Genomic DNA, 14,690 nt, shown 5'->3' with positions numbered 1-14,690 from the left:
TCCCTTTATAAATGGAATTATGTGCGAGTTAATAAGCACCCCCTTTAATCTAACAGCGGAAACAACTTTGTTTCCGCTATTTTAAAAATATGCAGTGGAGGGTACCTATAATGAACAAGAAAACAATTCGTGATATTGATTTAAAAGGGAAAAAAGTATTTGTTCGTGTTGACTTCAATGTACCGATGAAAGATCAACAAATTACGGACGAAACAAGAATTCAAGCAGCACTTCCAACAATTAAGGAATTAGTTGAGAGTGGTGCAATTGTTATTCTAGCAAGTCACTTAGGACGTCCAAAAGGTGAAGTTGTAGAAGAGCTGCGTTTAACTCCTGTTGCAAAACGCCTTTCTGAATTACTAGGGAAAGAAGTTGCGAAAGCAGATGAGTCATATGGTGAAGCTGTTAAAGCACAGATCAGCAAGTTATCAGAAGGGGATGTAATCCTTCTTGAAAACGTACGTTTCAATGCTGGTGAAGAAAAAAATGATGCAGAATTAGCAAAACAATATGCAGAGCTTGCAGATGTATTTGTAAATGATGCATTTGGTGCTGCACACCGTGCCCATGCTTCAACAGAAGGAATTGCTCATTATATTCCAGCAGTATCTGGATTATTAATGCAAAAAGAACTAGATGTTCTTGGCAAAGCTTTATCCAATCCTGACCGTCCGTTCACAGCAATCATTGGGGGAGCGAAAGTTAAGGATAAAATTGGTGTAATTGATAACCTTCTTGATAAAGTAGATAACTTAATTATCGGCGGAGGCTTAGCTTATACTTTTGTTAAATCTCTTGGCCATGAAATTGGTAAATCTTTATTAGAAGAAGATAAAATCGATCTTGCTAAATCTTATATGGAAAAGGCAAAAGAAAAAGGCGTTAAATTCTATATGCCTGTTGATGTTATCGTTGCAGATGATTTCTCAAATGATGCAAACATCAAAACTGTTTCTATCGAAGAAATCCCAGCTGATTGGGAAGCATTAGATATCGGACCTAAAACACGTGAAATCTATGCAGATGTTATTAAAAATTCTAAATTAGTAATTTGGAATGGACCAATGGGTGTGTTCGAATTAGATGCATTCGCAAATGGTACAAAAGCAGTAGCTGAAGCACTTGCTGAATCTCAAGATACATATTCAGTAATTGGTGGTGGAGATTCTGCAGCAGCAGTTGAGAAATTTGATTTAGCAGATAAGATGAGTCATATTTCTACTGGCGGCGGTGCTTCATTAGAATTTATGGAAGGTAAAAAACTTCCAGGGGTAGTGGCTTTAAACGACAAATAATATCTTTATAGATATGCATGAAAGGATGTTTAACATGCGCAAACCAATTATTGCGGGTAACTGGAAAATGAACAAAACGCTTCCTGAAGCTGTTGAGTTTATCCAAGAAGTAAAAGCATCTGTTCCATCAAGTGAAAAAGTGGATACAGTTGTTTGTGCGCCTGCGTTATTTTTAGGACAATTAGTAGAATTAACTGATGGCACAGATGTAAAAATCGGTGCACAAAATATGCATTTCGAAAAAAATGGTGCATTCACTGGCGAAATCAGCCCAGTTGCATTAGAAAATATCGGTGCAAAATATGTAGTACTTGGACATTCAGAGCGTCGTGAGTTCTTTAATGAAACAGATGAGTCTGTTAACAAAAAGACAATCGCTGCATTTGAAAATGGTTTAACTCCAATTGTTTGCTGTGGGGAAACACTAGAGCAAAGAGAAAATGGCGAAACAAATGACTTTGTTGCAACTCAAGTAACAAAAGCACTTAATGGTTTAACTCCAGAACAAGCAAAAGCAACAGTTGTTGCATATGAGCCAATCTGGGCAATTGGAACAGGTAAATCTTCTACTTCTGCAGATGCAAACGAAGTATGTGCACATATTCGTAAAGTAGTAAGTGAACAATTTTCACCAGAAGTTGCAGAAGAAATCCGTATCCAATACGGTGGCAGCGTTAAGCCTGAAAATATTAAAGAATATATGGCGCAGCCAGATATTGACGGAGCATTAGTAGGCGGAGCTAGCCTAGAAGCTCAAAGCTTTTTAGCTTTATTGGAGGCAGGTAAGAATGAGTAAATCTCCAGTAGCTTTAATCATTTTAGATGGTTTTGCTTTAAGAAGCGAACGCATGGGTAATGCAGTAGCACAAGCAAATAAGCCTAATTTCGATAAATATTGGAATTCTTATCCTCATGCTACTTTAGTAGCCAGCGGGGAAGCTGTTGGTCTTCCAGAAGGACAAATGGGTAACTCTGAAGTTGGACATTTGAATATCGGTGCCGGCCGGATCGTATATCAAAGTTTAACAAGAGTGAATCTGTCTATAAGAGAAGGCGAATTTTACAAAAACGAAACTTTTGTTAATGCAATTAAGCATGTAAAAGAAAAAGGCAAAAATCTTCATTTATTCGGATTATTATCCGATGGTGGAGTTCATAGCCACATTGAGCACATGTTTGCACTTCTTCGATTAGCTAAAGAAGAGGGAGTAGAAAATGTATACATTCACGGTATCTTAGATGGTCGAGACGTCGGTCAAAAGACTGCTGAAAAATACATTAAAGCTACACAAGAAAAAATCGCTGAATACGGTGTAGGCGAATTTGCTACTATTTCTGGACGCTACTATTCTATGGATAGAGATAAGCGTTGGGACCGAGTAGAAAAATCATACCGCGCAATGGTATATGGAGAAGGACCAGCATATTCCGATCCATTACAGGTAGTGGAGGATAATTACAATAACGGAATCTTTGATGAGTTCGTGCTTCCATCTGTTATCACAAAAGAGAACGGCGAACCAGTTGCAACGATTGAAGATGAAGATGCTGTAATTTTTTATAACTTCCGTCCTGACCGTGCTATTCAAATCTCAAATACATTCACAAATGAGGACTTCCGTTCATTTGATCGTGGAGAAAAACATCCAAAAAATCTTTACTTTGTATGTTTAACTCATTTTAGTGAAACAGTAAACGGGTATGTTGCATTCAAGCCAACAAACCTTGATAACACTTTAGGGGAAGTTCTTGCACAAAATGGCTTGACTCAGCTTCGTATTGCGGAAACGGAAAAATATCCACATGTTACATTCTTTATGAGCGGTGGACGTGAAGCAGAGTTCCCTGGTGAAAAACGTATTTTGATCAATTCACCAAAAGTAGCAACTTATGATTTAAAACCTGAAATGAGCGCATATGAAGTAACAGATGCGCTATTGAAGGAAATTGAAGCAGATAATTTTGATGCAATTATTCTAAACTTCGCAAACCCTGATATGGTTGGGCACTCCGGAATGCTTGAACCAACAATCAAAGCGATTGAAACAGTGGATGAATGTTTAGGAAAAATTATCACTTTAATTGAACAAAAAGGTGGTAAAGCTATTATCACTGCTGACCATGGTAACTCTGATGAAGTGGTAACACTTGAAGGAAAACCAATGACAGCACATACAACAAATCCAGTACCTGTTATCGTAACAGATAAAAATGCTGAATTACGTACAGATGGTATTTTAGGAGATTTAGCTCCTACAATGTTAGATTTATTAGGTGTAGAAAAGCCAGCAGAAATGACTGGAACATCTATTATTAAAAAATAAGATATTTTAAAAGGAGAGAAAAATTATGCCTTATATTCAACAAGTATATGCTCGTGAAGTATTAGATTCACGTGGTAACCCAACAGTAGAAGTAGAAGTATTAACTGAATCAGGATTCTTTGGTCGTGCACTAGTTCCATCTGGTGCTTCAACTGGTGAATACGAAGCAGTTGAATTACGCGATGGTGACAAATCTCGTTACCTTGGTAAAGGTGTTCTTAAAGCAGTAGAAAACGTAAACGAAGTAATTGCTGAAGCAATTATCGGTATGGACGTTACAGATCAAGTTGGAATCGACAGAACAATGATCGAACTTGATGGTACAGAAAACAAAGGTAAATTAGGTGCTAACGCAATCCTAGGTGTATCTATGGCTGTTGCACATGCTGCTGCTGAAGTAGTAGGTCTTCCATTATACCGTTACCTTGGTGGATTCAACGCGAAGCAATTACCAACTCCAATGATGAACATCATCAACGGTGGTTCTCATGCTGATAACAACGTTGATTTCCAAGAATTCATGATCTTACCAGTAGGAGCTCCAACTTTCAAAGAAGCTCTACGTACTGGTGCTGAAGTATTCCATGCATTAAAAGCAGTTTTACATGCAAAAGGTTTAAACACTGCTGTAGGTGACGAAGGTGGATTCGCTCCAAACCTTGGTTCTAACCGTGAAGCATTAGAAGTAATCATCGAAGCAATCAAAAAAGCTGGATACGAGCCTGGTAAAGATGTATTCTTAGGTATGGACGTTGCTTCTTCTGAGTTCTACAACAAAGAAACTGGTAAATACGATCTTGCAGGAGAAGGCCGTACTGGTTTAACTTCTGAAGAATTAGTAAGCTTCTATGAAGAATTAGTTAACGAATTCCCAATCATCTCTATTGAAGATGGTTTAGATGAAAACGACTGGGAAGGTCACAAATTATTAACTGACCGTATCGGTTCTAAAGTACAACTAGTAGGTGACGATTTATTCGTTACAAACACGAAAAAATTAGCTGAAGGTATCGAAAAAGGAATTGCAAACTCAATCCTTATCAAAGTTAACCAAATTGGTACTTTAACTGAAACTTTTGAAGCTATCGAAATGGCTAAACGTGCTGGTTACACAGCAGTAGTTTCTCACCGTTCTGGTGAAACAGAAGATGCTACAATCGCTGACATCGCGGTTGCTACAAACGCTGGTCAAATCAAAACTGGTTCATTATCTCGTACAGACCGTATCGCTAAATACAACCAACTTCTTCGCATCGAAGACGAGCTTGGCGAATTAGCAGTATACGATGGTCTTAAATCTTTCTACAACCTTAAAAAATAAGGAAGTTAAGCCTGTCTTAACTTGATAAACACTCTAGCTTTAGGAGTTTTCCTTTAAGCTAGAGTGTTTTTGTTATAGTTGAGAATGTGCTTTTGTTAGGAGAGATGGAGTATCCATTAGCTAGCTGGATACCTGAAGAAGGGAACAGAGAGTCATTCTCTCTACTCGTAAACATAACAGACATAAAAACGAAATACCTATATCCTTTTTAAGAGACTTCTCAATCATTATCTACTATCCCAAAGTGTATTCTACTAATTATTATGACAAAGAGGCGACATACTATTGTGACAAAACATAAAATATGATACATTTAAATTAATGTAGGTTGGTTTTAATGGAGGTGTTTGATATGATACACACAGTTTTGATTACTTTATTGATTATCGTTGCGATTGCATTAATCGTAGTAGTACTTCTTCAAAATGGTAAGAGTGCTGGACTATCTGGAGCAATTTCTGGTGGTGCAGAGCAGTTATTTGGTAAACAAAAAGCACGTGGTTTAGAATTAATCCTTCACAATGCAACAATCGTTTTAGCAATTTTATTCTTTGTCTTAACGATTGCAGTTAGTTATTTTGATCTATAATAACGAAATTCGGTATAGATGAAAAAAACCTGGCCAAGAAAGGTCAGGTTTTTTTTCGGAAAACAAGTGGAGTTGTACATAAATAAGATTTATAAAGAGCTATAGGAAGGTGTAATCATATCACTGGATTCTTTCTTTTCTTTTTTACTAAAATAAAAGGATAGTTCTTTTTCGAATAAATTGGTCACTTTATATTATAGAATAGGGCGAAGGAGAAAATAATAAGACAAAGGAGCGTTTATCTAATGAAAATAGTAGAACAGAAACCATTAACTTTTAAAGGAGATAATAAACGTGCAGTGCTTTTATTGCATGGCTTTACGGGAAATACATCAGATGTACGCTTACTTGGCAGATATTTAAATACAAAGGGCTACACTTGCTATGTACCTTTATATAAAGGTCATGGGGTACCGCCAGAGGAATTAGTGGAATACGGTCCAAAGGATTGGTGGAAGGATGTCACGGAAGGATACCAGCATTTAAAGGAGATGGGGTTTGAAGAAATTGCCGTCGGAGGTCTTTCTTTAGGAGGGGTATTTTCCCTTAAATTAGGTTACACTGTACCTGTAAAGGGTATCGTAACTATGTGTGCTCCAATGTACATTAAAAGTGAAGATGTTATGTATGAAGGCGTACTTGAATATGCTCGTAATTATAAGCAGCGAGAGAAGAAATCAGAAGAAGTTATTGAGCAGGAAATGGCTCAATTTAAGCCAATGAATACATTAAAGGAATTACAAAATTTAATCAAAGAAGTAAGAGAATCGGTTGATCTTATTTATTCACCAGTTTTTGTTATTCAGGCACGACATGATCAAATGATTGATACAAATAGTGCGAATATCATATATGAAGAAGTGGAATCGATTCAAAAAGATATTAAATGGTATGAAAACTCTGGACATGTTATTACACATGATAAAGAAAAAGAAAAAGTTTTTGAAGATTTCTATCAGTTTTTAGAAAAACTAGATTGGAATGAATAAGATGTAAAGGAGGTTTTTTGTTTGGAAGATATAATTAAGGAAAATGTCGAGAAGCTATTAACTTATATGAAAGATGAAGCATATAAACCACTAACCGTGCAAGAGCTAGAGGAAGCTTTCGGAATAGAGGATTCTTCTCACTTTAAAGATTTTGTCAAGGCACTTGTACAGATGGAAGAGAAGGGGCTAGTTGTTCGGACAAGAAGCAATCGCTATGGACTTCCAGAGAAGATGAACCTTATTCGGGGGAAATTAGCTGGTCATGCAAAAGGATTTGCTTTTGTTATTCCTGAAGAACAAGGCATGGATGACATTTTTATCCCGCCAAATGAAGTTAAAACTGCGTTAAATGGTGATATTGTATTAGCACGTGTCACTTCTGAAAGCTCTGGACAAAGAAGAGAAGGAACGATTGTACGAATTATTGAAAGAGGCGTACAGCAAATTGTTGGTACATATTCAGAGAGCAAGCATTTTGGCTTTGTGATCCCTGATGACAAAAAAATCGCGACAGATATTTTTATTCCAAAAGGCAGCACAAAAGGGGCAATAGAAGGTCATAAGGTTGTCGTAAAATTAACTTCTTACCCTGAAGGCAGAAAGAATGCTGAGGGAGAAGTTGTTAAAATACTAGGACATAAAAATGACCCTGGTGTCGATATTTTATCGGTAATTCATAAGCATGGATTACCACTTGCCTTTCCAGATAACGTGTTAGAACAAGCGAATAGTGCACCAGATACGATTGATGAAAAGGAAATTGCCAATAGACGTGATTTGCGCAATGAAACTATTGTCACGATTGATGGGGCAGATGCGAAAGATTTGGATGATGCCGTTACAGTCACAATGTTAGGGAACGGTAATTATAAATTAGGAGTTCATATTGCAGATGTTTCTTACTATGTAACGGAAAACTCACCAATAGATGTAGAAGCCGAGGAGAGAGGTACTAGCGTCTATTTAGTTGACCGTGTTATTCCAATGATTCCGCACCGTTTATCTAATGGAATTTGTTCCTTAAATCCCAAGGTTGATCGCTTAACTCTTTCCTGTGAGATGGAAATTTCGCCTGAGGGAGAAGTAGTTTCACATGAAATTTTTCAAAGTGTCATTAAAACAACGGAACGTATGACATATGCTGATGTGAACTCGATTCTACATGATAAAGATGAAGAGTTGAGAGCCAAGTATGAAGGTCTTGTCCCGATGTTTGAACGAATGGAGGAGCTAGCAGCCATCCTGCGCAAAAAACGGATGACTCGTGGTGCCATTGATTTTGACTTTAAAGAATCTAAAGTAATTGTAGATGAAGATGGAAAGCCACAGGATGTTATTTTAAGAGAACGTTCTGTCGCAGAAAAACTAATTGAAGAGTTTATGCTTGTTGCCAACGAAACAGTTGCGGAACATTTTCATTGGATGCAGGTTCCATTTATTTACCGTATTCATGAAGATCCAAAAGAGGAAAAGCTGAGAAGATTTTTCGAGTTTATTACAAACTTTGGTTATATCGTGAAAGGTACAGCGAACTCTGTTCATCCAAGAGCGTTACAAGAAATTATTGAGTCAGTACAGGGAACTCCTGAAGAGATGGTCATTTCGACTGTCATGCTGCGTTCCATGCAGCAGGCTAAATACTATCCAGAAAGCTTAGGGCATTTTGGTTTATCAACAGAATTTTATACGCATTTTACATCGCCGATTAGACGTTATCCGGATTTAATCGTACATCGTTTAATTCGTACGTATTTAATTGAAGGGGATATTAGTTCTGCTACACAAGAAAAGTGGAACAGCTGCCTAACAGAAATTGCTGAGCACTCCTCTAGTATGGAAAGAAGATCAGTAGAAGCAGAACGTGAAACGGATGAACTGAAAAAATCAGAGTACATGCTTGATAAAATTGGCGAAGAATATGATGGTATTATTAGTTCTGTTACGAATTTTGGTATGTTTGTGGAACTTACGAATACGATTGAAGGACTTGTCCATGTAAGCTATATGACGGATGATTACTATCGTTATGATGAGCGTCATTTTGCTATGATTGGCGAGCGAACAGGGAAGGTTTTCCGTATTGGAGACGAAATTACTGTTCGCGTTGTGAATGTTAACAAAGAGGAACGTGCCATTGACTTTGAAATAGTTGGAATGAAGGGAACACGCCGCAGAGATCCGAAGAAAGAAGGGAAGGTATTTTCTACTGGCAGTGTCTCTCGTGCCCCGCGTAAAGGCAAATCAGATAGAGATACGGATCGTAAAGGAAAAACAGGTGAATCAAGACGTAAAGGAAAGAATGATAGAAAACACTTCGAGAATGCTCCAAAAGCAAAGAGAAAGAAAAAGAAACGCTAAGAGATAAATAGATGCATTTATGCATGTGGTTTCTTTTGGATGAAGAAGCCACATGCAGAGGATGTTTGTATATTAAGCGTTCTTTTGATAAAATTATTGGCAGAGTAGGGGGAAGAGACATGCCAAAAGGTGAAGGGAAATTAGTAGCACAGAATAAAAAAGCAAACCATGACTATTTTATTGAAGAGACTTATGAGGCAGGAATTGTTCTCCAAGGAACAGAAATTAAAGCGATTCGTGCAGGAAGAGTAAATTTGAAGGAATCATATGCGCGGATTATTAATGGCGAGGTATTTCTATTAGGGATGCATATCAGTCCATATGAACAAGGAAATCGCTATAATCATGATCCATTAAGAACAAGAAAGCTTTTATTACATCGCAAACAAATTAATAAGTTAATCGGGGATACAAAAGAAGCGGGCTATGCTTTAGTTCCACTGAAACTGTATTTTAAAAATGGCTATGCAAAGGTTTTGATTGGTCTAGGTAAGGGTAAAAAGAACTATGACAAGCGTGAAACTTTAAAACGTAAAGAAGCAAATCGCAGTATTGAACGTGCTTTACGTGAAAGGCAAAAAATGTAATCCAAAACTTTACAATTGAAATACGCTCCAGTTATGTTATAATAATTTATGTCGATAAGACAACATAACTTTAAGCTCCTATTTCAGAGCTTCCGAAACGTTAAGCTTAAATGCTAAGAATCTTGTAATGTAACAATTACTTGATTTTATCCTATAATGGGGACGCTACGGATTCGACAGGGATAGTTCGAGCTTAGGTTGCGAGTCGAGGGGATCGGCCTCGTTAAAACGTCAAAGCCTATAACTGGCAAACAACAAAACAACTTCGCTTTAGCTGCTTAATAGCGCTTAGCGGTTCCTCCCTCCATCGCCCATGTGGTAGGGTCAGGGACTCACTTTAAGTGGGCTACGCCGGATTCCACCGTCTGAGGAAGAAGGAAGAGAACAACCAGACTAGCTTATCGGACGCCTGTCAACAGGCAGAAGAATAAGCGAAATGCGAATATGTTGACTACACTCGTAGAAGCTTAAGTGCCGATATTTCTGGACGTGGGTTCGATTCCCACCGTCTCCACCAAATACATATTTGGTGGTTTTTTATTTTTTATTAAATACTAGATCTAATGGAAATGAATAGACTTTTCATTTCCCATTTATTTTTGGTCCAAAAAGACAGTGATTTCTGTACTATAGGAATCCTGTCTTTTTGTTTTTGTTAAATAGGAAAGGGCTTTTAATTATATTGAGTGGAAGTATAGATTCTAAAACAAGTTTCCTCTAGTTATTAATGATAACACTCCTGTGCGTTATCATTCTTTTCTTAGACTCCTCTTTTTAATCTTTTCCATCAATGCTTTTCGATTCAATTCACTAATGACAAATGAACCAGCAGCTAAAACATTTGCACACAAAGTTTCATTGTAACTATCATTAAAGTTTGCCATTATCAATAGGAAAAGTTTTGTTGTAGTCTTTCATTTCCTTACTAATAGGAAAAAGAACAAAATAGCGTGAAAATGCTTTCTTTTTTATGATGTAGATACAGGAGGTATTCACTATGAGAGACAGATATACCAAGCTTCTTCACATACTTCAAAATTCAGATGGGTTTGTAACAGGAAATGATATTAGTGAACAGCTAAATATTAGTTCCAGAACGGTGAGAAACGACATTAAAGATTTGAATGATAACTATCTCATTGGTGCACGCATTATTTCAAATAAACGCCAAGGTTATCAACTTGAAGGTGAGTTAGTTGGTTTTAAACAGAGACATCATATTGAATTTGAGGAGCGTGCATTTTATATTGTAAAGGCACTTCTAGATACAAAGGAATGGACAACATACGAACAATTATCCCAAATGATTTATTTCTCTCCACAAACGATTCGGTCAGATATTCAACGAATCTCTCAAATGATTACCTCCCAAAAAAGAAATTTATCCGTGGAAGCATTAGTTTTTCAAGGGATTCGATTAGAGGGGGATGAATTTGACAAAAGATTACTACTTGAGAGTTTAGTAGAAAAAAACTTTATGACAATAAAAGAGCTGTATAAAGAATTACTAGTTCGCTTCGGTGGCTGGGTTTTAGAAGAAGAATTAAATTTACTGTCAGCAGTGGTGATTGAGAATCTAAATAAGTATATTCACGATATTCCCACAGGGAAATTAAGTAGTTTGTTAGTGCATTTAATTATTGCGATATACCGTATCCGACATGGATATGAGATCCGCGAAGGAAAGGAAGTAGAGCAATCTTTAGATTATGAAGAATTTGAATTGGCATCTAAGATTTTAGAGGATGTTCAGGAGATATTTCAAATAGATATTGGAAATCAAGAGAAAATGTACTTTAGCCTACACCTAATAAGCCAGCGTATAATAGTTAGTTTTTATAATAATGAAACCAATATTCCTCAGGAACTGAAACGAGAGTTAGAAAAAAGCTTACATGATCTTGGAAAGCAATACGATTTTCGCTTTAATGAAGATCGCCTACTTGTGTCAGGATTGCTTTTTCACTTAGCAAAAGCCCAATATCCTCTTCAATATCAGCTTTATGTAGAAAATCCTTATATTTCTCATATTAAGATGGAGTACTTATTGGCTTATCACATTGCAGTTCTCTTAGCACATCGTTTGGAGAAACATTTAACCTTTGTTGTGCCAGAAAGTGAAATCGGATACATTGCTCTTCATATTGCTGCACATATTGAACGAACAAAAAGAAAAAAAGTAAGAGTCGCAATCGTTTCTGGAAGTGGAATTGGTGCTTCGATGATATTGAAGCAGAAAATTCAAAGACATTTTTTAGATATTGAAATTGCAGGAGAATATTCTTTACAAATGTTAGATCAAATAGAAGAAAATATTTCATTAATTATTTCAACAATGGATGTGAAGAAGAATGGTATTCCCATTATTCATGTTAATGAGTTTCTTGATGAACAAGACTTAAAGAAAATAGCTGTAGCTATTAATCAAGGCTTTCTTGATCGGACTTTAAGTGAAAACCGATTCATTCTTTTAGATGAAAACAACAAACATGACTTCTTATTAAGATTAACAGAAAAAGTGAAAATGGAATATTTGCTAGACGGTATTTTAACAAGAGAAGAGATGTCGTCAACAGAAGTTGGGAATTATGTAGCTATGCCACATCCTATTGCAAGAACGGAAAATGAGGAAACGATGATTTATATAGCTATCAATCATAAACCTATCCCATGGGGAAAAACAAATGTGCAGCTTGTCTTTTTGATTTTACCAAGTGAAGTAGATCGAGAAAATCACTATAAGGTTTTTAAACAACTTTATCAATTGGTTAAATCTAAAGATAAAGTTCAAGAGTTAATTCAAACAAAAGATTTTCATTCATTTATGGAGGTGCTGCACACTAATTAATAATTGGATTAACACAAGTGCTTATTATTTTCATTAGAAATGTGAAATGTGAGGAGACAATCATGGTTTTAGACTTAGTAAAAGTAAAATTAAAAGTAAATAGCTCTGAGGAAGTAATTAAGATTTTGGGAGAGATGTTATTAGAATCTGGTTATGTTACGGACACTTACATTGATGCAGTGCTTCAACGAGAGCTGTCTTTGCCTACTGGTCTGCAAATAGGCCACATTAATGTTGCTATTCCACATACAGACTCAACACATGTAAAGGAATCAACCATTGCTTTAGCTACTTTAGAAGAACCGGTCAGTTTTCAATTAATGGCTGATCCTGCCCAGGAAGTTGATGTGAAACTAGTTTTTTTACTAGCAGTTAAAGAACCAAAAAAGCAAGTGAAATTATTAAAGCAGCTAATGGCTATATTTCAGAACGAAGAGCTTTTAAATAGAATGGAAAAGGCTGAAGATAGTCGAGTTATCTCTGCTATTTTAAGTAATGCTTTAGCTTAAATAAATTTGAATTGGGGGGCTTTTAATGAAAAGTTACAACATATTGTCCGTATGTGGTTCAGGAACGGTTACGTCATCGATGGTAGCTGAGAAGCTGAAAGAGGAAATGGAGACTAGAGGCTTTCATGTTAGAACTACAGAAGCAAAACCAACAGAAGCTCTAAATTATGCTCAAAGTGGAAATTATGACTTAATTACACATACTAGTCCATTGCCAGTTGAGGATTATAGTATCCCAACCATTAGTGCTAGCAGCTGTTTAACTGGAATAGGAGAAGAGGAGTTTTATGAGGAAGTGGAAAAAGTGCTTAAAGCACTAAATAAATAATAGACTGGGGGAATGGGAATGTTTTTAGAAACGTTGAAAGAAGTTTTTGATACGTTTGGCGCTCCAATTATAGTTCCAATCATTATTTTTATTATTGCATTATTACTTAAAGTATCGATGAAGAAAGCATTTATTTCCGCTCTCTATGCCGGTATTGGATTACAAGGATTTACAATGGTTTTAGGTGCCTTTACGCCAATTATTTCACCTGTAATTCAAAACATGGTTGATATTACTGGAATGGAATTAACGGGTTTTGATGTGGGATGGCAAGCCACAGCAATAGTAGGTTTTTCTACCGAACCTGGAATGATATTCCTAGCGGTTGGCTTAATTCTGCAGACGGTATTATTCCTGGTGAAATGGACAGATGTTTTCCAGCCTTCAGACTTATGGAATAATTATTCCTATGTTATTTGGGGATCAATGGTTTATCTTGTCACAAATAATATGCTTTTATCGATTGGATGTATGATTGTTCTTAACCTCTATAGCTTATTGAATGCAGAGTTGATGGCAAGAAGATGGTCAAAATATTACAATTATCCAAATGCAACAATTATTGCGATGCATAATATTGAACCTACTATATTTGGAGTTTTAATGGATCCCCTTTTAAATAAACTAGGATTCCATAAAATCAAATTAAATCCAGCAACCTTGCAAAAGCGGTTAGGATTTTTAGGTGAACCTATTACTTTAGGTTTGTTTCTAGGAATATTCATTGGAGTATTAGGTAATTTAACTACATTAAACAGTTTGGATGCTTGGGGATCCATTGCTTTGGTTGGAATTGCAACAAGTGCGGTAATGGCAATTTTCCCACGCGTTGCTGGACTTTTTGCTCAAGCATTTAGTCCAATTACAGAGGCTGCTAGAAAAAATACAGTCAAAAAAGAAAAGGGCTCTAATCGGGAATGGTATTTAGCGGTAAATGATGCTGCTGGTTTTGGGGAACAAGCAACTTTAATGACGGGAGTGTTACTAATACCAGTGATGGTATTCCTAGCAATGGTTCTTCCAGGGAATAAAGTGCTTCCAGTTGTTGACTTATTAGCTATTCCCTTTATGGTTCAAGGTCTGGTAGCTATTTCAAATGGCAATATCGCTAAGATTATGGTCAATGGAGCTATCTGGTTTGGCCTTGGATTATACATGTGTACGTATACAGCTCCTCTATTTACTGAAATTGCCAAAGATGTCGGCATTGCTTTACCAGCTGGAGCATTGTTAATAACAAGTTTCAATATACTAGGAAAGCCATTAATGGGATTAATTTTTTTAGCATTTTTAAGTCAGAATCCTATTTTTATTGGATTAACGATTGTCGCTTATTTCATTCTATGGTTCTTTTTTAGAAAAAATAAAATGGCGATTTATGATTATTTAGATCGTCAAGCTGAAAAAAATTCTCAAGACAGAGAAACATCTTCCGCAGCATAGATAGAGATTTCTGCATCCTATTGTGTGGCTAGTCAGCACGGGAGAATAAGGGGGAAGTTTTCAAATCGAGTTGACTGGTATACCGGATAAATGGTTGGT

Annotated in this window: 12 protein-coding genes and 1 other RNA gene; all 13 read left to right on the top strand. The window is 36.4% G+C overall.

Translation table 11 applies throughout. The features are described from left to right. The first annotated feature begins 110 nt into the window (after nt 1-110). Complete coding sequence (locus MHH96_RS00230; RefSeq protein ID WP_328283304.1) at nt 111-1,295, top strand: phosphoglycerate kinase; 1,185 nt, start codon at nt 111-113, stop codon at nt 1,293-1,295. A 34-nt stretch (nt 1,296-1,329) separates the two neighbouring features. Continuing rightward, nucleotides 1,330-2,091 carry a triose-phosphate isomerase gene (gene tpiA, locus MHH96_RS00225; protein WP_047943786.1) on the top strand — a complete coding sequence of 254 codons (762 nt, stop codon included), beginning with the start codon at nt 1,330-1,332 and terminating at the stop codon, nt 2,089-2,091. After that, complete coding sequence (gene gpmI / locus MHH96_RS00220) at nt 2,084-3,619, top strand: 2,3-bisphosphoglycerate-independent phosphoglycerate mutase (RefSeq protein ID WP_047943787.1); 1,536 nt, start codon at nt 2,084-2,086, stop codon at nt 3,617-3,619. Before tpiA ends, gpmI begins: the two co-directional genes overlap by 8 nt. A gap of 25 nt (nt 3,620-3,644) precedes the next feature. Beyond that, nucleotides 3,645-4,940 (top strand): phosphopyruvate hydratase, encoded by a 1,296-nt coding sequence (gene eno / locus MHH96_RS00215; RefSeq protein WP_047943788.1) that lies wholly within the window; start codon nt 3,645-3,647, stop codon nt 4,938-4,940. A 355-nt stretch (nt 4,941-5,295) separates the two neighbouring features. Further along, the gene (gene secG, locus MHH96_RS00210; RefSeq protein ID WP_031540682.1) at nt 5,296-5,529 is read left to right on the top strand and encodes a preprotein translocase subunit SecG; all 234 of its coding nucleotides are present in this window, start codon (nt 5,296-5,298) and stop codon (nt 5,527-5,529) included. Between the two features lie 245 nt (nt 5,530-5,774). Continuing rightward, nucleotides 5,775-6,518, top strand: coding sequence for an alpha/beta hydrolase (locus MHH96_RS00205; RefSeq protein WP_047943789.1), 744 nt, complete (start codon nt 5,775-5,777; stop codon nt 6,516-6,518). Nucleotides 6,519-6,584: 66 nt separating this feature from the next. After that, on the top strand, nt 6,585-8,876 hold the full coding sequence (rnr, locus tag MHH96_RS00200) for a ribonuclease R (RefSeq protein WP_412759315.1): 2,292 nt from the start codon (nt 6,585-6,587) through the stop codon (nt 8,874-8,876). Between the two features lie 119 nt (nt 8,877-8,995). Further along, nucleotides 8,996-9,463 (top strand): SsrA-binding protein SmpB, encoded by a 468-nt coding sequence (gene smpB / locus MHH96_RS00195; protein ID WP_016203855.1) that lies wholly within the window; start codon nt 8,996-8,998, stop codon nt 9,461-9,463. 158 nt (nt 9,464-9,621) lie between these two features. Then, nucleotides 9,622-9,980, top strand: a transfer-messenger RNA (tmRNA) gene (gene ssrA / locus MHH96_RS00190). Nucleotides 9,981-10,460: 480 nt separating this feature from the next. Continuing rightward, nucleotides 10,461-12,311, top strand: a complete 1,851-nt coding sequence (locus MHH96_RS00185) for a BglG family transcription antiterminator (protein ID WP_047943791.1) — start codon at nt 10,461-10,463, stop codon at nt 12,309-12,311. Between the two features lie 62 nt (nt 12,312-12,373). Continuing rightward, nucleotides 12,374-12,820 (top strand): PTS sugar transporter subunit IIA, encoded by a 447-nt coding sequence (locus MHH96_RS00180; protein ID WP_144546312.1) that lies wholly within the window; start codon nt 12,374-12,376, stop codon nt 12,818-12,820. 25 nt (nt 12,821-12,845) lie between these two features. Continuing rightward, nucleotides 12,846-13,148, top strand: a complete 303-nt coding sequence (locus MHH96_RS00175; RefSeq protein WP_047943792.1) for a PTS fructose transporter subunit IIB — start codon at nt 12,846-12,848, stop codon at nt 13,146-13,148. Nucleotides 13,149-13,166: 18 nt separating this feature from the next. Beyond that, nucleotides 13,167-14,591 carry a PTS galactitol transporter subunit IIC gene (locus tag MHH96_RS00170; RefSeq protein WP_061800330.1) on the top strand — a complete coding sequence of 475 codons (1,425 nt, stop codon included), beginning with the start codon at nt 13,167-13,169 and terminating at the stop codon, nt 14,589-14,591. Nucleotides 14,592-14,690 lie beyond the last annotated feature (99 nt).

It is taken from the genome of Niallia sp. FSL K6-0212 (genome assembly GCF_038007605.1).
Classification (GTDB): Bacteria; Bacillota; Bacilli; order Bacillales; family Cytobacillaceae; genus Niallia; species Niallia circulans.
The sequence above is the reverse complement of the archived record's forward strand: the minus strand, read 5'-3'. Positions and strand labels throughout refer to the sequence as shown.

Coding starts and splice junctions, on each gene's coding strand:
- smpB (WP_016203855.1), top strand. CDS start 8,996: ATGCCAAAAGGTGAAGGGAAATTAGTAGCACAGAATAAAAAAGCAAAC.
- tpiA (WP_047943786.1), top strand. CDS start 1,330: ATGCGCAAACCAATTATTGCGGGTAACTGGAAAATGAACAAAACGCTT.
- gpmI (WP_047943787.1), top strand. CDS start 2,084: ATGAGTAAATCTCCAGTAGCTTTAATCATTTTAGATGGTTTTGCTTTA.
- MHH96_RS00230 (WP_328283304.1), top strand. CDS start 111: ATGAACAAGAAAACAATTCGTGATATTGATTTAAAAGGGAAAAAAGTA.
- eno (WP_047943788.1), top strand. CDS start 3,645: ATGCCTTATATTCAACAAGTATATGCTCGTGAAGTATTAGATTCACGT.
- MHH96_RS00180 (WP_144546312.1), top strand. CDS start 12,374: ATGGTTTTAGACTTAGTAAAAGTAAAATTAAAAGTAAATAGCTCTGAG.
- MHH96_RS00175 (WP_047943792.1), top strand. CDS start 12,846: ATGAAAAGTTACAACATATTGTCCGTATGTGGTTCAGGAACGGTTACG.
- rnr (WP_412759315.1), top strand. CDS start 6,585: ATGAAAGATGAAGCATATAAACCACTAACCGTGCAAGAGCTAGAGGAA.
- MHH96_RS00185 (WP_047943791.1), top strand. CDS start 10,461: ATGAGAGACAGATATACCAAGCTTCTTCACATACTTCAAAATTCAGAT.
- MHH96_RS00170 (WP_061800330.1), top strand. CDS start 13,167: ATGTTTTTAGAAACGTTGAAAGAAGTTTTTGATACGTTTGGCGCTCCA.
- MHH96_RS00205 (WP_047943789.1), top strand. CDS start 5,775: ATGAAAATAGTAGAACAGAAACCATTAACTTTTAAAGGAGATAATAAA.